Below are 515 nucleotides of genomic sequence, written 5' to 3'. Positions count from 1 at the left end.
GATAAGTTTTTTATAGTTGATTTTTTAAATACACTAAGATGTTTCTCAATAAAGAACGGTGAAGAATTATGGAATGTAAAAACAGAAAATCCACTTATTAAATCAAAAAAAAAACTGTCAATGGTTATAGTAAATAATTTCATATATTTTAAAAATTCAATAGGAGATATAAGTGCAGTAGATATAAATCAGGGTAAATTATTATGGCAATTACCAACTCATAGCAGTTTAATTTATGAATCTGCTTTCTCATTAGAAACCTCTGATATTGTAACAGACGGAAGAACATTATTTTTTTCTAATAACAAAAATCAATTTTTTTCAATCGATTTGAGTACAGGAGGCTTCAATTGGGAAAATAAAATTAACTCTAGTTTGAGACCGAGTTTAGTTGGAAATTACATCTTTACAGTATCCCTGGAAGGGTACTTATTTGTTATTGAAAAAAACAGTGGGAATATAATAAGAGTCACTGATGTATTTGGAAATTTCAAAAAAAAGAAAAGAAATATGAT

Annotated in this window: 1 protein-coding gene; it reads left to right on the top strand. The window is 26.4% G+C overall.

Annotated elements, in window-relative coordinates; translation table 11 throughout:
- Positions 1-515, top strand: a 515-nt coding sequence (locus AMN95_RS02190) for a PQQ-binding-like beta-propeller repeat protein (protein ID WP_179850338.1), incomplete at both ends; no start/stop codon positions are given.

The organism is Candidatus Pelagibacter communis (assembly GCF_001180185.1).
GTDB lineage: Bacteria > Pseudomonadota > Alphaproteobacteria > Pelagibacterales > Pelagibacteraceae > Pelagibacter > Pelagibacter ubique_F.
The sequence above is the reverse complement of the archived record's forward strand: the minus strand, read 5'-3'. Positions and strand labels throughout refer to the sequence as shown.